This window comes from Isoalcanivorax indicus, assembly GCF_003259185.1.
GTDB classification, from domain to species: Bacteria; Pseudomonadota; Gammaproteobacteria; order Pseudomonadales; family Alcanivoracaceae; genus Isoalcanivorax; species Isoalcanivorax indicus.
Genome location: NZ_QGMP01000004.1, coordinates 79860 through 99697, shown reverse-complemented (window position 1 = coordinate 99697; position 19838 = coordinate 79860). Strand labels below are relative to the sequence as shown.

Here is a 19838-nt window from a genome sequence, read left to right as displayed (position 1 = left end):
GGCCCGCTATCCTTGGACAGCGGGTGGGTCGTCCGGGAGGGCTCTACGAATAAACACTTATTCACGGCTAATTTATCACCAGTTGGTGGGTGGTTCAATTTAACCCTGCATCGAAGTACTCCCTTTACTCCTCAGCCGAGCGCTTTCTGCTACACTCGCGACCTTTCTGTATGCCGCCTGGAAGACCATGAACAGTAGTTCTCCGCGATCCGCGCTGGTGCGGGCCGAGGTGCGCGTCACCGGGGCCCTGGCCTCGATCTTTGCCCTGCGCATGTTCGGTTTGTTCATGCTGCTGCCAGTGTTTGCGGTCTATGGCGCGGCATTGCCCGGCGCCACGCCCTTTCTGATCGGTATGGCCGTGGGCGCCTACGGGCTCATGCAGGCGCTGCTGCAATTGCCGTTTGGCATGCTCTCTGATCGGGTGGGGCGGCGCCCGGTGATCCTGGCGGGGCTGCTGCTGTTCGCGCTGGGTGGGGTGGTCGCGGCACTGGCAGAGTCGATTCACGGCGTTATCCTGGGGCGCGCCCTGCAGGGGGCCGGGGCGATTGCTGCCGTGGTGATGGCGCTGGTTGCCGATGTGGTGTCCGAAGATCATCGTACGCGGGCGATGGCCGGTATTGGCATGTCCGTGGGGGCCGCATTCCTGCTGGCCCTGATCCTGGGGCCTGCGCTTGCGGCGTGGCTCGGGCTGTCCGGGCTGTTCTGGCTGTCTACACTGCTGGCTCTGGGGGGAATGCTGGTGGTGCTCATCTGGGTGCCGAACCCGCGTCTGCGGGTGCGTGAGCCGGCGTTGCCCCTGGGGCCGCGTTTGCGGCGTATTCTGCGTGACCCGATGCTGTGGCGCCTGAATACCGGTATCTTCATCCTGCATGCGGTGCTGACAGCCGTGTTTGTGGTGGTGCCCGGGCTGCTGGCCGACCGGGTGGGTCTGCCACTGGTGCGCCACAGCTTGTTGTACCTGGTGGTGCTGGTGGCCAGCGTGGGGGTAATGATACCGCTGATCATTGCTTCGGAACGGCGTGGCGTTCGTCCTGTCAAAATGCTGGCGGTGGGGTTGCTGGGTGTGGCCATGGTCCTGTTGGCGCTGGCGCAACAGCAGCTGTGGCACTTCGCGCTGGCGCTGTTTGTGTTCTTCTCGGCCTTCAATCTGCTGGAGGCCTTGCTGCCGTCCATGGTGGGTCGTGCGGCGCCGGCGGGTACCCGTGGCACGGCACTGGGCATCTATTCGAGCAGCCAGTTTCTCGGCGTGTTTGCCGGCGGCGCACTGGGTGGCCTTCTGTGGCAAAGTGCGGGCGCTGCCGCCGTCTTCTGGGCGGCGGCGGTTATGGTATCGGCGTGGTTATTGCTGATGCGGGGTATGCCCGTGCCGGTGAAATCGGACAGCCGCGTGCTGGTGCTGGGGGATGCCCCGGCGCACCCCGATGTTCTGGCGGAGCATCTGCTGGCGGTCGAGGGGGTTCTGGAAGCGGTGGTGCTGCCGGACGCGGGCCTGGCTGTGCTCAAGGTCGACAAGACGTGCCTGGATCTGGCTGCTCTGGAGCGGATTTGTCCGGGGGCGGCACCCGCCGCAGGATAATGCGCAGCGGCGCGTCACGGGGGTATCCCAACTGGCCCGCAAAGCTGCCAGAATGGAGCACTTTTCAGGGAACGAATGACATAAACGGAGAAGCAAGATGGCTCGTGGTGTAAACAAGGTAATCCTGATCGGCAATCTGGGAGCAGACCCGGAAACCCGTTTCATGCCCAGCGGCGGTGCCGTGACCAATATCAATCTGGCGACGTCCGAGAGCTGGAAAGATCGCAACACCGGGCAGATGCAGGAACGCACGGAATGGCATCGCGTGGTGTTCTTCAACAAGCTGGCCGAGATTGCCGGTGAGTATCTGAAGAAAGGCGGCAAGGTTTATATCGAGGGCAGCCTGCGTACCCGCAAGTGGCAGGGGCAGGATGGTCAGGACCGCTATACCACCGAGGTGGTGGCCAGCGAGATGCAGATGCTCGACAGCCGTGGTGGTAGCGGTGGTGGTGGCGGTTACGCCAATCAGGACAGCGGTTACGGCGGCTATGAGAATCAGGCGCCGCAGGAGCATGCCGGTGCGTCCGGTGACGCCCAGGGCGGCGGCAAGAGCGGTGGCAAAAGCGGCGGATTTTCCTCCCCGGCGGATGATTTCGACGACGATATCCCGTTCTGATCATGCCGCGTCCCCTGACGCTGATTGGCGTTTTCGTCGTCAGCTTGCTGCTGTTCGGGCTCTGGCAACTGCCAGCGCAACCCTTTGTCAGACACCTTGATGGTCTGGTGATCGGTGACGCGCCGCTCCAGGTGAGCGGAATACGCGGCCGTGTCTGGCAAGGTGAGGCCCGTTGGCGCTGGCAGGGATACCGGGGCGATTTGCGCTGGCACACCCGCTGGCGCGGCGTGCTGCCGGGCGTCCAGCTTGATCTGGCGGGTGGCGGTGTGGAGCTGGATGGCTGGGTGGGCGGAACGCCACGCGCGGCCTCGCTGCGCGACCTGAGCCTGCGTGTGCCGCTGGCCGAGATCAGCCGTGACATGCCGGAGGGCAGCGCGGATGGTGTGGTGACCGGTCAGATCGCCCATCTGCGCTGGGCGCGCAGCGGTGAGGTGTCGGTACAGGGCAACCTGCGCTATGGTGGCGGGCAGGTGACCTGGCCGCCGGATGGTAGTGCCAGAGTGCCACCACTGGAAGGACGGCTGTTCACCGAGCAGAATGTGGCCAGGTTTGAAATCACCGACCCGGAGGGCACCCGGCTGGTGGATGGTGATGTGGCGGCTGGCGAAGCGTCGCTGCGTGTGTATCGTGCCTGGCCTCGTCTTCTGGGGGTCAGTCAGGGGGGCAGCGACGACGACGTCGTGTTCCAGGTCAGTCAGGCACTCTAGTCGCCTGATTGCCGATAAAAAAAGAGGCAGTTGGACAGAATAATGGCCGTTTCGTTTGACCAGACCAGGATACAGCGCCTCATCGGCATCGCCCGATGGGTGGCTGCAATAGTGGTCGTGATCTGGTTGGCCAAGGTGATCGCCGACAGTCTGCTGCTGTGGTACGCCGGACCGCAAGAGGTGGCGCCTCCCGATCCCTCGTTGCAGCGTCTGACGGTGGTCGAGCGGCAGAGCAATGGCAGCCTGTCGCGCCAGCAGGTAGAAGGCTGGAACCTGTTTGGTGTGCCGCCGGAAGAGGCGCCCGAAGAACGAGTCGTCGACGCCCCGGATACCCGCCTGAGACTTGAACTGCTAGGCCTGTTCCAGCATCGTGACCAGTCGCAGGCGCGAGCCATCATTGCCGAGCAGGGGCGTGATGCTGCCTTGCTGAAGCCCGGAGACCGGGTCCCCGGGAATGCTGAACTGGTCGAGGTGCTTGCAGATCGTGTGATTCTGCGCCGTCAGGGCCAGCTCGAAGCGCTGCGCCTGCGGGAGCCGGAGTTGTCTGGCGGTGGTGTCTCGGCTACTCCGCCTGTTCGTCAGCAGCCGGCCAATCGCCGGCCCGGCGGGGCGCCATCCGCGCCATCGCCGCAGGCTGATACGGAACTGAATCTGTTTGAAGGCGATGCCGCGCAGCAGCGCCGCATGATTATTGAACAACTGGGTCTGGCGCCGGTCACTGAAGGCAGTGCCGAAGGGTACCGCATTACCGAGGCTGCGCCGGCTGATGTGATCAGCAGCGTGGGGCTGCGCCCCGGGGATCAGATCATGTCAGTCAATGGCCACCCGCTGGGTGACGAAGCCGGTGATGTCCGGGCCATTGAGGAAGCACTGGCGTCGGGGTCCGCGTCCATTGAGGTTCAGCGGGGATCACGCCGTTTTACGGTTAACTATCCGCCATAACGCAATTCGAAAGGCGAAGAAGGATGAAAACAATACTGCGGCTGGTCGCGGTGATGTGGGTCGGGGGGATGCTGAGCATGTCTCCGGCCATGGCCGACGACGACAAGACCTGGACGGTCAATATACGTAATGCGGACATACAGGCCTTTATAGGTCAGGTGGCCGACATGACCGGAAAGAACTTTGTTGTGGACCCACGGGTGCGCGCGCGGGATGTGACCGTGATTTCGCGTCAGCCGCTGACCGAAGGTGAAGTGTACGAGCTGTTCCTGTCTGTGCTGCAGGTGCATGGTTATGCCGCCGTGGAGTCTGGCGAAATCATCAAGATCGTACCCAACACGACCGCCAAGCAGAGTAATTTACCGCTGGTACAGGACAGCGCCACCGGTGAAGCACTGATTACCCGCGTCATTACCGTCGACAACTCGCCCGTCGAAGAGCTTGTGCCGGTGCTGCGTCCGCTGGTGCCGCAGTATGGTCATCTCGCGGCGGTGGGCTCGGCCAACGCGCTCATCATCAGCGACCATGCGGATAATATTCGCCGTATGGAAGCCATCATTGCCCATCTGGATGGCTCGGAAGCCGAAGAGGTGGAAATCATCCCGTTGCAGCACGCCTGGGTCGGAGATGTGATCAAGCTGCTGGAGACCCTCACACCGCAACAGAGTGGCCAGCAGCAAGGCCGTCGGCAGCAGGTCCGGGAGGGGCGTCTCACCCTGGTGGCTGACGAGCGCACCAATCGCCTGATCGTCAAGGGCGACAGTATCGCCCGGCGCCGGGCGGTCGAACTGATCCGTGAGCTCGATGTGCGGCCGTCCCAGAGTGGCAGCGTGCAGGTGGTGCGGTTGAGCCATGCTGACGCAGAAAAGATGGCGGAACTGTTGAAGAACTTCTCTGACGCTGCCACGGACAATGGCAGCGAAGGGGCGCCGGGCACCAAGGTGTCCATTCAGGCAGACCCGTCGATGAATGCGCTGGTGATCCGCGCCGAGCCGGCGCTGATGCAGGAACTGCAGTCCATCGTGCGGCAGCTGGATGTGCGGCGTGCCCAGATCCTGATTGAGGCCGCCATCGTGGAAGTCGGTGGTGATCTGGGGCTGCAGCTGGGTGTCCAGTTTGCCGGTGGCGACGAGCGCAGTGGCGTGGGGGGCACCAACTTCAGCAATGTCGGCCTCAGCGTCAACGATATTGTCGGTAGCATTCTGTCCGGTCAGCCGACCGCAACGCTCAACGATGGCATCACCATCGGTGGCGGCGAGCGCCGCAGTGATGGCAGCTTCCGCTGGGGCGGGTTCCTGCAAGCGCTGGCTTCCAGCTCCAACGTCAACCTGCTGTCCACCCCGAGCGTGCTGACCCTGGACAACCAGGAAGCGTCCATCGTGGTGGGCCAGAACGTGCCGTTCGTGACCGGGCAGAGCACCAGCACCGGCGCTGGCCTGGATAACCCGTTCCAGACCATCCAGCGTCAGGACGTGGGTATCACGCTGACGGTGACGCCGAGCCTGGCGGGCGACAGCACGGTGCGTCTCGTTCTGGAACAGGAAGCCTCAGCGGTCCAGGCGGCATCGGAAGGTATCAACGCCGTGGATCTGATCACCAGCACGCGTTCTATCAAGACCACCGTGCTGGCGGATGACGGCGAGACCATTGTGCTGGGCGGCCTGATCCAGGATGACGTCCGGCGGGTGGTGCGCAAGGTGCCCATTCTGGGGGATATCCCGGGCCTCGGCATCCTGTTCCGGTCTACCGACGACCGGCGCGAGAAACGCAACCTCATCGTGTTTTTGCGCCCGACCATCCTGGCAGACAATCAGCGTCTGCTGGAGCTGACCCAGCAGCGCTATCTCGGGATCACGGCGTTGCAATTCCGGGTGAATCGCCGTGGTGATCTGGAGCGGGTCGTGCCGCAGCCGCTGCCGACCAACGTCGATGACCTGTTTGATGGCCGTCGCCCGCCGCCGGAGGAGTTGCGCCGTTACATGGAGCAGAACCGGCTGCCGGACAATGAGCGCAGCATGGAAGATGCGGCCCTGGACTGACCCTGGCGACACGACCCTGATGCGCCAGAGTCCATGAGGTGTCAGACAGCAGGGTTGTCGCTGCCGGGAAGCCTGTAGCACAATGGTTCCACTTCGGCGGCGCGGATTGGGCGCCCCGGGGCGTGTCCCGGCATACCGACAATAATGGTATTCCAAGAATAAAAGGATGCCCGCTACGCCCTCTTCCGGGCCAGGACGGGCCCGACGAGGGAAGCGCTGCAATGTTACGACTCCGATTCAATGACCGGCATCGGTCCGGTATCTGGTTGTCCGAACCCCGCTATGTCATCGGCCGCCATCCCTCCAACACCATTGTGATTGATGAAGAGGGTATCAGTGACTTCCACGCCGAGCTGATTGTCGAGGCGGACAACCGTGTCTACCTGACCGATCTGTGCAGCGAGGAAGGTACACGCCTGAACGGCGACCGTGTGGAACTGCCCACGCGCATTGTGCCGACGGACATCATTCGTATCGGGGATGTGGAACTGGAGCTTACCGATCCCGCCCATCAGATGATGCGCATGCCCGATGATGCCGTCAGTGTCATGATGCCGGCGTTCCGCGAAGTCTCGGTGACCACCTCGCCCTATGATGCCTGGACCCTGTATGCCACCTCCGGCGATCTGCTCGGTCGGCGTTATCCGGTGCCGCCGTCCGGGAATCTGTTGCTGGGCCGTTCGCATGGCAGTGATATCGTGTTGCCGGGGGTGCATATCTCCCGTCGCCACGCTCAGGTCTGGGCCACGGAAGGGCGACTGTATGTCTGTGATCTCGATTCGGCCAGTGGTACCTGGGTGAACCGTGCCAAGGTGTCTGAAGTGGAGCTGCATGGGGGGGACGATCTGCGTATCGACCATGTGGTCTTCCGCATTGAAGCGCCCTGCAGCACACTCAAGGGCCGTCCCGGACGGGACGCTGCACTGGCGGCGGGTGACGCCCATCAGGCGGGCTCCGCGGCGCGTCTGGCGGATGGTGCCCTGTCACGCTTTGCCGGGCGCCAGCACTGACTCTACTGGTTGCGCAACTGCTCCAGTGAACCCAGCACCCGACGGGTCCGTTCCAGCTTCTTGTCCAGTTCCTGATCGCCCGGCCTCAGCGGGGCGATACGGCTCCACTGTCGGTAGGCCGCCTGATAATCGCCGCTGGCGTAGAGGGCATCGCCCGTTGCCAGATCTTCCCGGAAACGTTGCCCGACCAGGGTCTCCACCTCGGTGGCTTCGCGTTGCAGATTGCCACGATGGCGGTGCTGTTCGATGTAGTCGCGGGCGGCCAGCAGGTCTTCAATGGTGCCGCTGCGCTGATAGCGCTCCAGCCGGTTGCGCGCTTCGCGTTGCAGGGTTGAGGTGCGGCGCGCCTGGGCCGCGCGGTTGGCGTTGGCCACTTCCTGTTCGGCGCGCGCCCGCTGCGGGTGGTCGGCGCGTGCCGGTTCCAGTCGGGCGGCGCTGCGCAGTGCATCCCGGGCCAGACTCCAGTGTTCCTGGCTGGCATGCCATTCGCCCAGGGTGGTGAGTTCCTCGGCCAGGCTGGCGGATTGCTGGCGATAGCGTTGTTGCAGGCTGGTAGCAGAGGGGTCGGCAAAGCGTGTGAGCCCCTCCACAGCAGATTCGGTGCTCTGCAGCCACTCCGCCTCACGGACCAGCAGTTGCGTGCGTTCGCGCAGCAGATCAACCATCTGCCGCTGGTCCAGCTCCGAGCGCGCCTCGGCGATGGCGTAGCCATGGGCCCAGTGACGCCGGGCATCGTCCAGGTGGGTCAACGCCTCAGCCCAGCGCCCCTGGTTGGCAAACTGGCGGGCCTGGGTGATCCGGGTGCGCTCAAAGCGGATGATGTCCTGATTGAGGGTCTCCAGTCGCTGCGTCAGGGCGTCCGATGCCTCTTCCGGATCGACCCGGTTGGCGATGGCCCAGGCGGTGTTGTAGTCCTGGGCCGCCAGGGCGTCATCCAGCGCGGTCACCGGGTCAGTATCGGGCTGCAGCAGGCTGCAACCCGCCAGCAGCAGGGCGCCGGTCAGCAGGGCGGTGCGCAACTCAGGCATGGTTCACCTGTGCGCGGGCGCTTCTGGCGATGGCATATTCGCTGAGAAAGCGGGCGATGCGTTGTTCCATCAGGGTTTCGGACTGGGCGTGCACGCCTTCCACGCGGTAAGTCAGTACCGGTTCCGATTTGCCGCGCACGCGCATGGTGCCGGCAATACGCGTGCGCAGCCGCGGGGCAATATTCGCATCGCGGACAAGATGGTCTGGAATGATGACTTCCCCGGGGGCTGCCATATTGGACAGTCGCGAGGCGAGGTTCACGGCATCGCCCACGACGGTGTACTGCATGCGATCCTGGGAGCCCAGGTTGCCAGCCAGCATCTGCCCGGCATTGATGCCGACGCGGAAATCCACGGTCACCAGCCCGTGTGCCGCGCGGGTCTCATTCAGGCGTGTGACCAGTCGCTGGATCATGACCGCACAGCACAGCCCGTGATACAGGTGCTCGCTGTCTTCTTCCGGCACCCCGAAGACCAGCATGGCGCAGTCGCCCATGAACTTGTCGATGTTGCCACGGTAGAAATCGGCGGCGGTGGAAATGGCATTGAAATAGTCGTTCAGCAACTCCGCGACCGCATCCGGGGCCATGCCTTCTGACAACTGCGTAAAGCCGACGATGTCGGCGAACAGCACCGTGGCGTGTACTTCGCGCCCGCCGAGTTGCACTTCGCCCAGGTCGGCCATCATCCGTTCTGCTACCCGCGGGCTGACGAAGCGGGACAGGACGCGCTCGACCTGTGTCTTCTCCAGCAGGCCATGGGCCATGTTGTTGTAGGCCTCCAGCAACTGGCCGATCTCATCGTTGCTGTGCCCCTCAAGGCGCACATTGAGGTCGCCAGCGCGCAGCGCTGTGGTGGCCGCCACCAGGTCAGTCAGTGGCTGCGCCAGGCGGCGGCTGATGACAAAGGCGGCGATCACGGCAATCAGGCTCATCAGCAGGGTGGCGGTGATCATGGTGGAGCGGGCCGCCGCCTGGGCGCTGGTGATCGCTGTGCCGGACAGGGTAATGGCGGCGTACCCGGCCGTGGCGTCAGCAACGCGGATGACCGCAAAGTAGGTGGTCAGCGGATCTTCCTGGTCGCGCCAGTGGCGCACCGGACCGCTGAGGGTGGGGACCGCATCAACGGGCAGCTTGCCAGCCCGGTGCAGCAGACGCAGGTTGCGGTCGAACAGGGCCGCGCCGTCCAGTTGTTCGCTGCCAGCCAGTTCGTTCACCAGCACGTTGAGGGCGAGCGGATCTTCAGCGAGCAAGGGTTCGCGTGCGGCGTCCGCCAGTTGCGAGGCAATGGTGCTGCCGAAGCGGTCGGCTTGCGTCTGCATGGCGCTGAGCTGGCTGTTGAGGATCAGTGAGCCGAGCACGCTCATGCCCACCAGCACCAGCGCAGAAAAGGTCAGGCCGAGCTTCCAGGCCACGGGCAGATAGTCGGGCAGCAGCGCACGCAAATCGTCCGCCAGGCGGCGGCCGGTGGTCAGGGTGCGGTGTCGCCAGCGTGTCATCACGGCGGTTGGCCTCGGTAGTAGGCTGCCCGGGCGGCGGTGGAGGATAGGAGAGACGTGGCCGCCAAGGGTTCCAACCGGCAACCATAACATTTTGTAGCGTTTGCGTAACAGAGGGCCGGACGGGCGGGGGTGCCCGTCCGGCAAGGGGGTGTTTCAGACGGCCACGGGCACGCCGTGGTCGTCGCGGTCGGTGAGTATCTCGAAGGCGGCCCGGTGGCTGGTATGCAGACGGCGTGGCGCCTGACCGTGGCTGGCCAGTGACAGATCGCAGCGCGCGATCTTGCTGTTCAGGCAGGTCTTGCTCCCGCCTGGCGGGTTGTAATAGGTCAGGGCGGTGAAACAGGTCGCCGGCGCCTGAATGTGCACATCCAGCTGATGCCCCTGGTGGCGACTGCGGAACTGCCAGTCAAAAAAGTGGTAGTGCGCCTTGGCGCGCAGCGCTGTGCCGATGCGATTGAAAGCATAGGTCTCGCCGTCCAGGCGCAGGCAGGCGATGGTCAGCCAGGGCGAGAACACCGGGCCGAGTTTCACCCTTGCGGTGATGCATTCCAGGAAGGCATCGGGGGCGTCGTCGAAGCCGGCCACCTGGCCCCAGGCGTACTGATCCGTGTGCTTGCTGCCCCAGTTGTGGTTTTCGCTGCCTTGCCAGTGGTCGATGGTATAGCGCTCGCCGTCCACCAGCAGATGACCGTGGAAGCGCACCTGTGGCCGGCTGACCAGCGCCTTGGCCTTGGGCAGCGGTGCCGTGTACAACTTTTCCGGCAGAAAGATCAGGCTGTCCTGGCCGTCGTCGTACGTCAGGTCCCAGGCGATGGAATGACCGCCGCTGGTGGCGTCGCCGCTGAGGCGATGGCTGGTCAGCTGGGCGCCGGGGAGACTGACCCCCATCTGTTCCCGGTTGAAGTCGCACACGGACAGTGGCGATTCATTCTTCACGGCCACAACGCGCACATCATCACCGCGTTCGGCATCAAACCACATGGCCCAGATCTCGCCCAGGGGGGCGCGATCGTCCGCCGGGATGAACAGGGTATAGCGGATCCAGAAGGCACGCGCTTCGCTGGGGTGATTGGCGCGCAGGAACCAGGACTCGTAGTGGCCCCCTTTGCCGGGGTACTGACTGCCATGCCAGGGAATCATTGTGCGGCTCCATATTCCGTGTAGGCGTTTTCCTCGCGCACCAGGCGCAAGGCACGAAAGACAAACAGCAGGATCGAATCGCGGTAGGCCACTTCTGCCTCGCCCACCGGTTGATCCGCCTGGAATACGGTCAGCGGGCAGGTAATCAGCGACCGCAACAACCCGTTTCGGCCGTAATGCTTCTGGCCGGACAGATAAAGCGCCCCGTGTACCGGATGAGTGAAGCGCAGCCAGTAATGCGGCCCCCCCGGGCGAAGGGTCAGTTCACCTTCGCAGGGGAACTGCTCGTTGCCCAGCGTGACCCGACCGCGGAAGTAGCGCGGCGTGCCCAGGCTGAAGATGCGGGTGGTGAAGGCGGCGATGGAAAAGGCGAAGGGCAGCCGTTGCACCTCGTCATTGCCGTCCAGCGTCAACCAGCCGCTCATGGTCTCGCGTAACAATAGTCCAATGGCCATGTCGATGCTCCGTCAGGGGGTCAGGTGGTCTGCCAGCCGCGCTGCGGCATGACTGGCGAGGGTCATGATGGTGACTTGCGGGTTGGCGCCCAGGCTGGAGGGCACGCAGCTGCCGTCCATCACATACAGGTCTTGCCAGCCGTGCACGCTGTGATCAGGGGCGCAGACGCCGGCATGCGGGTCGGCGGCGAGTCGCGCCGTGCCCAGGGGGTGGTAGGCGCTCATGAGAAAATCGCCAGGACGATGTCGGCGCGCCATGAAGGCGGCCAACTCGGCCTCGTTGCGTACCGTTACCAGGCGCGTCAGCCCGGGGATCATGACCTCCCGGGCGCCAGCGGCCAGATAGATACGCGCCAGGGTCTCGATACCGCGCAGGAACAGCGCGAAATCCGACTCGTTCATGTGGTAGCTGATCCACGGCAGGTCGCGGTGTGGACCGCGTCGCACGCGGCCTTCGCTGGTATCGCGGATCATGAAGCCGAAATAAGCAGTCTGCTGATAGCGCTCGGTGAAGCGCACCCAGGCATCGCCATAGAGGTTGTTCATCAGGCCGTGCCCGGCGAACGGGATGGTGCCGCCTTCAAACATCAGCCCCTCCTCTGCCAGGTCCGCCATGCCGAACCCCTGGGGAATGCTGCGGGCGTTGCGCAGCATGTCATCGGGGAACAGGGCGTTGACCACACCGCAGGGGTGCAGGGTCAGATGGCGGCCGAGGTGCCGGTTGCGCACACCGTTGTCGCGCAGGAAGCCCGGTGTCAGGAAGGTGCCCATGGCCACCACGGTGCTGCGGGCATGCACCGTCAGCTGAACGGGCTGGCCGGCGGCGTTGCGGCCCTTGGCGATCACGCCCAGAGCCTGTTGGCCGCGACGCAGCAACCGTGTGGCGCGGAACCCGGTGAACAGGAAGGCGCCGCGTTCCAGGGCGCGTGGCATGTAGCTCACATTGGTGGATTGCTTGGCATCTGTGGGGCAGCCGAACTGGCACAGTCCCTGACCATCGCAGCCTTCGGCATTGCGACGCAGCGGGTGCAGCTGGCTGAAGCCCAGCGCCCGCGCGCCGCGCTCGATGATATCGCCTATCGGGCCGACATGGCGGCTCTCGGCAGGCTGCACCTTGAGCATGGCCTCCACCGCGTCGAACCAGGGGGCCAGTTCATCCGGTGCCGCTTGCGCCAGACCCAGTTCATCGCGCCAGCGCCTCAGCACGGCGTCGGGCGTGCGCATGCAGGTGCCGGAATTGATGGTCGTGGTGCCACCGACACAGCGGCCGATGGGCACGGGAATGAAGACGTTACCCAACGCCACGGTGGCGCCGTAACCGCGATACAGCTTGCTGATCACTTCGGGCAGCTTGCCGTTGAAATCACGACGGTCATGCCACTGGCCTTCTTCGATGACCACGACCGCCAGGCCGCGACTGGCCAGTTCGTAAGCCGCAGCGGCCCCGCCCGCTCCTGAGCCGATGACCACGACATCGGCTTCCAGTGTCTGGTCTTCCTCCAGCTGCGAGGCTGTCGTGATCTGCTGTTGCCAGCGGAACTGCTCCAGCTGTGCCGGCACCTGGACGCGGGGCACGGCCATCTGTCCGGCATGCGCTTCATCCAGGACATAGGCCGCCTTGAACGGCGCGCAGACGGCGCGCAACAGGTGGCGGCTCAGGGCGCTTTCTGCCAGCCCGTCGAGCAGCGCCCGGCGTCGAGCCACGGGCGCATGACTGAAGCGTTGGCCATGACGCAGCAGACAGCGCAGTGTCAGCCAGCCCAGCCCGGTATCCAGCGCCCGGCGCAGCCACGGGTGGCCAGCCACATAGCCGGTCACGGTGCGGGTAATGGCCTCCGGATCGGGTGCAGGCAATTGCGCGCCAGCCGGGAACAGGGCCTCGGCGAGGGCGCGGGCGACGTCGGCGCGACGCAGGGCCGGTGCCCCGGCGAGGTGTGAGGTGTCATCCATCTGTCCAGCCTGACACAGGGCCAGGCTGTCGGCTTGTCCCTGCCCGCAGGTCGCCATGCAGGCTGGGACAAACGCCCGGCTGTGGCTAGGCAGCGGCGCCTCGCGCCCCCTATGATGCGGCGCAACCTGATCGTCACATGGAGTTCACTATGCGCAGAGGAATGCTGTTCGGTTTGCCGGTTCTGGTCCTGCTGCTCGCGGGCATAACGGCCTGCAGCGGCAATCTGCTGGACCGTTGGCTGGCGGGTTCGATGGACCCCGTGGAGGGGGAACTCGTGGTGCCCGGGCTGGCGCAGTCGGTGCAGATACGGCGTGACGAACTGGGCATTCCTCATATCAGCGCGGAGAGTCGGGAAGATCTGGCCTTCGCCATTGGCTGGGTCATGGCCAATGACCGGCTGTCGCAGATGGTCGGTTTTACCCTGGCGGCGCAGGGCCGCCTGGCCGAGATGGCCGGAGAGGTTGCCCTGCCCATGGACCTGTATGCCCGCAGCCTGGATCTGCGCGCCATCTCGGTCCGGCAACTGGAGGCCAGCAGCGATGAGCTGCGCGCCCTGCTGGAGCACTTCAGTAACGGGGTCAACGCCTGGATGGCCGCCTATGCCGAGGATATGCCGCTGGACTTCCGCCTGGGTGATTTCAGCCCGGAGCCGTGGACGCCGCTGAATTCTGCCGATGTCTTCACCATGGTCAATCTGGGCCTGGGCATGAACCTGCATGAAGAAATCATGGCGCTGAATCTGGCGGAGCGGGTCGGCACCGAGCGCCTGCCGTGGTTGATGCCCATCTATCCGGATCAGGCGCTGCCGTTTGATGAGGCCGCCAAGCTGGCGGATCTGGACATGGCGGCGCTGCGCGGTGAGGTGGCGGCGGTGGATGCCGCTCGGGCGGGGTTCGAGCGTCTGCTGATGCCCCAGGGGCTGGCGGCCAGCAACAACTGGGCCGTGGCGCCTTCTCATACCCGCGACGGGCGCAGCCTGCTGGCCAATGACACCCATCTGCTGATCAGCCAGCCGCCCATGTGGATGCTGATGCATGTGCGGACCCCGGATATGGAGGCCGCGGGCGTGGCGCTGGCGGGTATCCCGGTACCGGTGCTGGGGTTCAACGGTGATTTTGCCTGGGGGGCCACCATGGTCATGGCGGATGCCCAGGACCTGTTCATCGAGCAGCTCCGTGAGATCGACGGCGTGCTGCATTACCGGGTGCAGGATGACTGGCAGCCAGCGGAGGCGCGCGAGGAAACCTTTCATGTGCTCGGGGGTGAATCGGTGACCCACACGCTGCACCGGACCCGCAACGGCCCCTTGATCGGCGCCGCACTGGATGCCCCGCCAGTGTCGCCGGTGGTGCCGCCACGGCTGGCGCTGGCGGCAGAACAGGACGAGCGACCCACCTATGGCCTGGCCTTCGCCTGGACCGCCTATGAGGCGGACGACACCATGGATGCGATGTTCCGGCTTGGCCAGTCCCGCTCACTGGAGGAAGCACGTACCCATGTGCGCGATGTGCGCTTCATTCACCTGAACATGGTCATGGCGGATGCTGACAACATCGGCTGGCAGGTCACCGGCCGTTATCCCTTGCGGGGGGCGGGTACAGGGCAGCTCCCCTCACCGGGTTGGGTGGATACATGGCGGTGGCAGGGTTTTGCCGACGTGGACGCGCACCCGTCCGATTACAGCCCGTCTGCCGGGCATGTCGGCACGGCCAACCATCGCACGGTGGCCCCGGATTACCCGTTGCACATGAGCCACTCCTGGTTTGCCCCGCAGCGCGGGGAACGGGTCGATGCCCTGCTGGCGGCGCGCGATGACCATGATGCGGCGAGCATGGTGGCCATGCAGGCTGATCGTCATGACGCGCTGGTGCCGGCCATGCAATCCATGTTGCGCCGTCACGCCGGGGTGATTGATGAAGCGATGGCGACGCTGCCCTCACGGCGCGCCGCGCAGGCCCGCGACGCGCTGGACCTGCTGATGAACTTCGATGGGGACATGGCTCCGGAGAGTGCAGCGGCGGCGGTCTACGGCGTGTTTTTCCACACCCTGGCCCGCAACACCTTTCTGGACGAACTGGGCCCGGAGGACTCGCCTGCCTGGGATGCCTTTACCCGCATGACGCTGTTGAGCTACTCCGCGATCCAGGACCATTTGCTGCAACGCGAGGACAGCCCGTTCTGGAACAACGTCAATACCGACCGCAGCGAGAGCAAGTGGGATATCGTCGCCCTGAGCCTGGCAGATGCCTGGCAGTACTGCCGTGAGCGGATGGGCCGTGACCCGGCGAACTGGGCGTGGGGCGATCTGCATACGTATACCTGGCAGACAGCCGCCACGCAGATGAAACCCTGGTTGTCGCGTACGCAACGCTGGGGCCTGTCATGGCTGGACGGCTATCTGAACCGTGGGCCTTATCCGGCGGGCGGCAATCACAATACGCTCAACGTGGCCGGCTATCCGCTGGGCCGGGATTTTGCCGTGCACTCGATTCCGGCGATGCGGATGGTGGTGGATTTTGCGGCCGAGGAGCCGCTGCAACTGGTCAACAGTGGTGGCCAGAGCGGCAATCCGGCCAGCCCGCATTATGACGATGGCATTGAGGTCTGGCTGGGTTGGCAGAACCGCACCCTGCCGTTCGGGCGGGATGCGGTGCAGGCCCATTACAACCGCTTGCTGGTGCTGCGGCCGGCAGACTGACTCAGCGCTGCAGGCGCGAGCGTCGCCGGCGCAGCGGCTGAACATTGTCGCGGTAATCCGGCACGCCGGGCTGATGCGGCGGCATGCCGCGCGCTGCGCGTGATTCCGGCGTCATCTGGAACAGGGTGTTGACGATGCTCTCGCTGAGCTTCGGCAACGCCATGTACAGCCCCGTGGCGATGTAGGCGGGCAGACCGGCTACCCGTTTCTGCCGGGTGATGATGGCCTGGCAGATCCAGTCTACCGCCTGCGCCGGGGTCAGTGCCGGGGTGTAGCGATAGATTTCGGTGGGCGCGATCATCGGCGTGCGCACCAGCGGATAGTTCACCAGCGAGAAATGAATGCCCTCGTGGCTGAGCTCGTTGCCCGCCACCTGGGTCCACATCTCCAGAGCCCCCTTTGAGGCCAGGTAGGCCGAGAAGCGGGCGGGCAGGGTCTGTACGCCGAGGGTGGAAATATTGATCACCTGGGCGCCGCCCTGCTCACGCATGCGGGGCAGCAGCGCCATGGTCAGCCGAATGGCGCCGAAATAGTTGAGCTGCATGGTGCGCTCGAAATCGTGGAAACGGTCCAGTGAATGCGCCACCGGGCGGCGGATCGAGCGCCCGGCATTGTTCACCAGAATGTCCACACGTGGATGTTCCGCCAGCACTTCGGCGGCCATACGGTCGCAGTCTTCCAGGTTGGCAATATCGCAGGGATAGATGTCCACCTGACCACCGTTCTCGCGAATGCGCGTGGCGACCTGCTCCAGGGTTTCGGTGCTGCGTGCCGACAACAGCACATGGGCGCCTGCTTCGGCCAGCCGATAGGCCAGGGTTTCGCCGATGCCCATACTGGCGCCGGTAATCAGTACCGTCTTGCCCGCGACGCGGCGGCGCAGGTTGAAGCCGGGAAACAGTGTGGCGTCCAGCCGCCGTACCAGAGTGCCCGCCAGCTCGCGGGCGTTGGGACGCAGGTTCGGCATGCGCAGCGGGAAGGTTCTCGGCATGGCAGTTTCCTCAGCAATGATGCACTGACGTTACGCCGGTCCCGCCGTCATGCAAATGACCGAACGGGACCGGTGTGGGCATTGCGGCCAATAAACAGCCCATTTACCGTTTACCAGTGGATGCCCTTGAACAGACGCGAGAAGGCCCGCTGTTCGCGACTGATGCGCTTGGGCGTGTCCTCCTTCTGGCCCAGTGCCGCCGCAGAGTCGGAGAACAGCTTGTAGCCCGTGTTCATGATCGTCTCGGTCACCTTGGGCGTCAGGAAGTGCATGACGGAACCGAGGATGCCGAGCTGTGTGGCGATGCGTTTCGGCTGACGGATGATGGCGTCACAGATCATGTCCGCCGCCTGGCTCGGGCTGATGGTCGGCACATGGTTGTAGATCTTGGTGGGCGCGATCATCGGCGTGCGTACCAGGGGCATGTTGATGGTGGTGAAACGTACGCCTTCATGCGCCAGCTCTGAGGCGGCACAGCGACTGAAGGCATCCAGCGCTGCTTTGGAGGCCACATAGGCCGAGAAGCGCGGTGCGTTGGTCAGCACGCCGATGGACGAGATATTGATGATGTGACCGTTGCGCTGCTCGGTCATGCTCGGCAACAGCCGCATGATCAGACGCAGGGCGCCGAAGTAGTTGAGCTGCATGGTGCGCTCGAAATCATGGAAGCGCTCATAGCTGTGGGTCACAGAGCGGCGGATCGAGCGCCCGGCATTGTTGACCAGGATATCCACCCGGCCATGGTCTTTCAGTACCTGCTCCACCAGCCGGTCGCAATCGTCCAGCTCGGAGACGTCGGCGCTGTAGGCTTCCGCGCGTCCGCCGAGTTTCTCGATTTCTTCCAGAGTTTCATCGAGCTTTTCCTTCGTCCGGGCGACCAGCAGCACATGGGCCCCGGCACGGGCCAGCTTCAATGCCGCCGCCTTGCCAATCCCGGAGGTGGCGCCCGTGACCAGCACGACGCGGCCATCCACGCGCTCTTCCAGCGTCGGCAGCGGCATCATGTCGTCCTTGCGGTGATCGCGGTCCGGGTCCAGATGGTTGGCCCAGTAGTCCCACAGCACCTGGGCATAGGATTCCAGCTCGGGCGCTTCGATATCGCTGCCTTCCAGCGCTGCCTTGGTCGTGCTGTTGCCGTAGGTGGTCGGGTAGGTCAGGAACTTCAGGGTGGCCTCGGGAATATCGAGGCTTTCCAGCGCCTGATTCAGCAGGTATTTCGACGGCGTCAGGTTGCCCACGCCTTTGCCGAAGGCGCTCAGGCCGGGAATCGAGCGGAACAGGCTGTTGTCCAGGCGCACCGCCATCTTCGGTGCGTCGGCCACACTGGCGAACAGATTGACCACCTGGCCCAGGCTGTAATGCTTGTCCGCAGTCAGATGGAAGCATTCGCCGTCGCGCTCGGGCAGGTGGGCAAGGTGATCCATGGCATCGGCCACGAAGTCCACCGGCACGATATTGAAACGGCCACCCTCGATGCCGAGCAGCGGAATCCAGGGCGGCAACAGATCGTGCAGACGCTGGATCAGCTTGAACAGGTAATAGGGGCCATCGACCTTGTCGATTTCGCCGGTGCGGGAGTGCCCCACAACCATGGACGGGCGATAGATGCGCCACGGCACCGGGCTGGTTTCGCGTACCAGTCGCTCGGATTCATGTTTGGTGAACAGGTAGGGGTCATCCAGCGGCCCTGCTTCTTCGAACATGTCCTCGGTAAAGGTGCCTTCATACAGGCCACCGGCGGCAACGGAGCTGACATGATGGAAGCAACCGGCGCCGAGCTCGCCTGCCAGCGCCAGGGCCTGGCGCGTGCCTTCGATATTGGTGATCTGCTGGGCTTCGGCATCGCGGCTGAGATCATAGATGGCGGCCAGGTGCATGAACTGCTGCACCTGCCCCTTGAGGTCGTCGCGATCGCGCTTGGCCAGGCCGAGCAGTTTTTTTGTCATGTCGCCCTTGATGGCGACCAGCTGTTCCGGTCTGGCGTTGAGGCGCTTGCGCAGCGCATCCAGCTTGTACTCTGAGCCCGGCCGGACCAGCGCAAAGATGCGGGCATCCTCGCGGCGCAGCAGACGGGCGACAAGATAACGGCCGATAAAGCCGGTGGCTCCGGTTACGAAGTAGTTCATCAACTGACCCCTTTGCTTCCCTGTTATATACCCGCTGTAGCGTCAGCGGCGTGGCGACGGTTCCTGTGTCCGGTTCGGCTGCGCGGCGATAACCTGGATCGCGCCTGCTCCAGCCGGGGCCGGACAGTTATCCAACGATGATGCATTGATAGTGCGGCGAGGGGCCGGGTAGCGTCCAGCCCTCCATGGTTGCTCGTTTATTAACTTACAACTGTGAGTTGAATTGTCAGTTTGAAAGGGTAATATGTCAACTATGCGTACAAAAAAAGAACATTAAAGCGATAAATGGTCTTTTTTCCACCAAAAACAGCTTACAAGTGTTCTTTGATAGTGGCAGTATGACAGCCATCACCCACGGAAAAGTAGCAAGGTCCATGCCTGAAGCGCGCACGGCGCCCCGGTTGTCCAGGGCAGAAAAGAAACAGCATACCCGGGATCGGATTCTGGCGGCGACGCTTGCGCTGCTGGCGGACGGGCGCAGCCTGGATGGGCTGGGTCTGCGGGAGGTAGCGCGCGCGGCGGATCTGGCGCCCACCTCGCTGTACAACCATTTCCCTGACATGAATGCCCTGGGTCTGGCGCTGATCGAGCAGACCTGTGATCAGTTGCGCCATGCCATGCGCGACGGACGGGTTGCGCTGATCGCTGGCAGTGCCACCGATGCCATCCGACACATGATCGAGCGGTTCATCAGCTATCTGGATGCCCATGAGGCCGAGTTCAGGCTGCTGGTGCGCCAGCGACTCGGCGCATCGCAGGCCTACCGGCGACGTATTCACCGGGCCTTGCAACTGCTGGTGGAGGAACTGGCGGAAGATGTCCGCCAGGTGGTCATGCGTCGTGTGGCGGTGCCGGTGGATGTGGTGCGCGAGGCAGAGGCGGCCGTGGCGATCATGTTCGGGTTTGGCATCCTGGCCCAGGACATGACGCCCGATACCCGTCGATTGCAGTTGCCACGGCTGGAGGTGCAACTGCAGATGGTGTTTCTGGGGGGGCGGGCCCTGGCAGCGGGGATGCGTCTGGATGGTGCAGCCTGACCAGGAGTGCGATCTACTTTA

The 19838-nt window shown here is 64.2% G+C and carries 15 protein-coding genes; 8 read left to right on the top strand and 7 right to left on the bottom strand.

Features of this window, described 5'->3' with window-relative positions:
- The first annotated feature begins 187 nt into the window (after positions 1 to 187).
- From DKW65_RS14935 to DKW65_RS14910, 6 genes are all read left to right on the top strand, one after another.
- The gene (locus tag DKW65_RS14935; protein ID WP_111658232.1) at positions 188 to 1576 is read left to right on the top strand and encodes an MFS transporter; all 1389 of its coding nucleotides are present in this window, start codon (positions 188 to 190) and stop codon (positions 1574 to 1576) included.
- 97 nt (positions 1577 to 1673) lie between these two features.
- Positions 1674 to 2192, top strand: a complete 519-nt coding sequence (gene ssb, locus DKW65_RS14930; RefSeq protein WP_111658231.1) for a single-stranded DNA-binding protein — start codon at positions 1674 to 1676, stop codon at positions 2190 to 2192.
- Positions 2193 to 2194: 2 nt separating this feature from the next.
- On the top strand, positions 2195 to 2899 hold the full coding sequence (gene gspN / locus DKW65_RS14925; protein WP_111658230.1) for a type II secretion system protein N: 705 nt from the start codon (positions 2195 to 2197) through the stop codon (positions 2897 to 2899).
- A 42-nt stretch (positions 2900 to 2941) separates the two neighbouring features.
- Entirely contained in the window at positions 2942 to 3841 is a 900-nt protein-coding gene (locus tag DKW65_RS14920; RefSeq protein WP_111658229.1) for a type II secretion system protein N, read from the top strand.
- A gap of 23 nt (positions 3842 to 3864) precedes the next feature.
- Positions 3865 to 5880: a type II secretion system secretin GspD gene (gspD, locus tag DKW65_RS14915; protein ID WP_111658228.1), complete on the top strand. Its 2016-nt coding sequence runs from the start codon at positions 3865 to 3867 to the stop codon at positions 5878 to 5880.
- A gap of 221 nt (positions 5881 to 6101) precedes the next feature.
- A complete protein-coding gene (locus DKW65_RS14910) occupies positions 6102 to 6890 on the top strand; it encodes an FHA domain-containing protein (RefSeq protein WP_111658227.1) in 789 nt (262 codons plus the stop codon).
- A gap of 2 nt (positions 6891 to 6892) precedes the next feature.
- Here the strand turns inward: DKW65_RS14910 and DKW65_RS14905 are convergent, their stop codons facing one another.
- The 5 genes from DKW65_RS14905 to DKW65_RS14885 form a co-directional block, all read right to left on the bottom strand.
- Positions 6893 to 7918, bottom strand: a complete 1026-nt coding sequence (locus tag DKW65_RS14905) for a hypothetical protein (RefSeq protein WP_111658226.1) — start codon at positions 7916 to 7918, stop codon at positions 6893 to 6895.
- Entirely contained in the window at positions 7911 to 9416 is a 1506-nt protein-coding gene (locus DKW65_RS14900) for an adenylate/guanylate cyclase domain-containing protein (protein WP_111658225.1), read from the bottom strand. Before DKW65_RS14900 ends, DKW65_RS14905 begins: the two co-directional genes overlap by 8 nt.
- A 156-nt stretch (positions 9417 to 9572) precedes the next feature.
- Positions 9573 to 10559: a hypothetical protein gene (locus DKW65_RS14895; RefSeq protein ID WP_111658224.1), complete on the bottom strand. Its 987-nt coding sequence runs from the start codon at positions 10557 to 10559 to the stop codon at positions 9573 to 9575.
- A complete protein-coding gene (locus DKW65_RS14890; protein ID WP_111658223.1) occupies positions 10556 to 11014 on the bottom strand; it encodes a hypothetical protein in 459 nt (152 codons plus the stop codon). The genes DKW65_RS14895 and DKW65_RS14890 overlap by 4 nt, the downstream gene beginning before the upstream one ends.
- Before the next feature lie 12 nt (positions 11015 to 11026).
- Positions 11027 to 12964: an FAD-dependent oxidoreductase gene (locus tag DKW65_RS14885; protein WP_245932533.1), complete on the bottom strand. Its 1938-nt coding sequence runs from the start codon at positions 12962 to 12964 to the stop codon at positions 11027 to 11029.
- 149 nt (positions 12965 to 13113) lie between these two features.
- Here DKW65_RS14885 and DKW65_RS14880 point away from each other — a divergent pair, with 149 nt between their 5' ends.
- Entirely contained in the window at positions 13114 to 15663 is a 2550-nt protein-coding gene (locus tag DKW65_RS14880; protein WP_162925903.1) for a penicillin acylase family protein, read from the top strand.
- A 1-nt stretch (position 15664) separates the two neighbouring features.
- Here the strand turns inward: DKW65_RS14880 and DKW65_RS14875 are convergent, their stop codons facing one another.
- Positions 15665 to 16654, bottom strand: a complete 990-nt coding sequence (locus DKW65_RS14875) for an SDR family NAD(P)-dependent oxidoreductase (protein WP_111658220.1) — start codon at positions 16652 to 16654, stop codon at positions 15665 to 15667.
- A gap of 110 nt (positions 16655 to 16764) precedes the next feature.
- Complete coding sequence (locus DKW65_RS14870; protein ID WP_111658219.1) at positions 16765 to 18780, bottom strand: SDR family oxidoreductase; 2016 nt, start codon at positions 18778 to 18780, stop codon at positions 16765 to 16767.
- Positions 18781 to 19154: 374 nt separating this feature from the next.
- On the opposite strand from DKW65_RS14870, the gene DKW65_RS14865 reads away from it, so the two are divergent.
- Positions 19155 to 19817, top strand: a complete 663-nt coding sequence (locus DKW65_RS14865) for a TetR family transcriptional regulator (protein WP_111658218.1) — start codon at positions 19155 to 19157, stop codon at positions 19815 to 19817.
- Positions 19818 to 19838: the final 21 nt, after the last annotated feature.

What these genes read in the sequence shown, in the direction of transcription:
- ssb (WP_111658231.1), top strand. Translation starts at nt 1,674, where the DNA reads ATGGCTCGTGGTGTAAACAAGGTAATCCTGATCGGCAATCTGGGAGCA.
- gspD (WP_111658228.1), top strand. Translation starts at nt 3,865, where the DNA reads ATGAAAACAATACTGCGGCTGGTCGCGGTGATGTGGGTCGGGGGGATG.
- DKW65_RS14910 (WP_111658227.1), top strand. Translation starts at nt 6,102, where the DNA reads ATGTTACGACTCCGATTCAATGACCGGCATCGGTCCGGTATCTGGTTG.
- DKW65_RS14885 (WP_245932533.1), bottom strand. Translation starts at nt 12,964, where the DNA reads ATGGATGACACCTCACACCTCGCCGGGGCACCGGCCCTGCGTCGCGCC.
- DKW65_RS14905 (WP_111658226.1), bottom strand. Translation starts at nt 7,918, where the DNA reads ATGCCTGAGTTGCGCACCGCCCTGCTGACCGGCGCCCTGCTGCTGGCG.
- DKW65_RS14920 (WP_111658229.1), top strand. Translation starts at nt 2,942, where the DNA reads ATGGCCGTTTCGTTTGACCAGACCAGGATACAGCGCCTCATCGGCATC.
- DKW65_RS14870 (WP_111658219.1), bottom strand. Translation starts at nt 18,780, where the DNA reads ATGAACTACTTCGTAACCGGAGCCACCGGCTTTATCGGCCGTTATCTT.
- DKW65_RS14880 (WP_162925903.1), top strand. Translation starts at nt 13,114, where the DNA reads ATGCGCAGAGGAATGCTGTTCGGTTTGCCGGTTCTGGTCCTGCTGCTC.
- DKW65_RS14875 (WP_111658220.1), bottom strand. Translation starts at nt 16,654, where the DNA reads ATGCCGAGAACCTTCCCGCTGCGCATGCCGAACCTGCGTCCCAACGCC.
- DKW65_RS14935 (WP_111658232.1), top strand. Translation starts at nt 188, where the DNA reads ATGAACAGTAGTTCTCCGCGATCCGCGCTGGTGCGGGCCGAGGTGCGC.
- DKW65_RS14900 (WP_111658225.1), bottom strand. Translation starts at nt 9,416, where the DNA reads ATGACACGCTGGCGACACCGCACCCTGACCACCGGCCGCCGCCTGGCG.
- DKW65_RS14895 (WP_111658224.1), bottom strand. Translation starts at nt 10,559, where the DNA reads ATGATTCCCTGGCATGGCAGTCAGTACCCCGGCAAAGGGGGCCACTAC.
- gspN (WP_111658230.1), top strand. Translation starts at nt 2,195, where the DNA reads ATGCCGCGTCCCCTGACGCTGATTGGCGTTTTCGTCGTCAGCTTGCTG.
- DKW65_RS14865 (WP_111658218.1), top strand. Translation starts at nt 19,155, where the DNA reads ATGCCTGAAGCGCGCACGGCGCCCCGGTTGTCCAGGGCAGAAAAGAAA.
- DKW65_RS14890 (WP_111658223.1), bottom strand. Translation starts at nt 11,014, where the DNA reads ATGGCCATTGGACTATTGTTACGCGAGACCATGAGCGGCTGGTTGACG.